Here is a 238-nt window from a genome sequence, read left to right as displayed (position 1 = left end):
ATCTCCCGTCGCCGGCGCGTCGTCGATCAGCGACAGCACCAGCCCGTCCGAACAGGTGGTCAGCTGGTGGCTGTAGCGCCGCTCTCCGTCAGCCGGAATCGGCGCCGCCGGCTCCAGCCCGCTGGTTGCATAGTCGATCCCCAATGCCCGATAGCGCGCCAGCTGTGGCTCCAGCCGTTCGCGGAACGCATCCCAGTCCATCCGGTCGGGCGCGGTCCACGCCACTTCGGCCAGGGCC

The 238-nt window shown here is 70.2% G+C and carries 1 protein-coding gene; it reads right to left on the bottom strand.

Going from position 1 to position 238, the window contains the following annotated elements; all coding sequences use genetic code 11:
* Positions 1-238 (bottom strand): hypothetical protein (locus tag RRF55_RS27850; RefSeq protein ID WP_439419278.1); only part of this gene is annotated, 238 nt, incomplete at both ends.

The sequence above is a fragment of the Klebsiella sp. K47 genome, assembly GCF_051858335.1.
Taxonomy (GTDB): domain Bacteria; phylum Pseudomonadota; class Gammaproteobacteria; order Enterobacterales; family Enterobacteriaceae; genus Klebsiella; species Klebsiella pneumoniae.
This window is presented reverse-complemented; position numbering and strand designations above follow the sequence as displayed.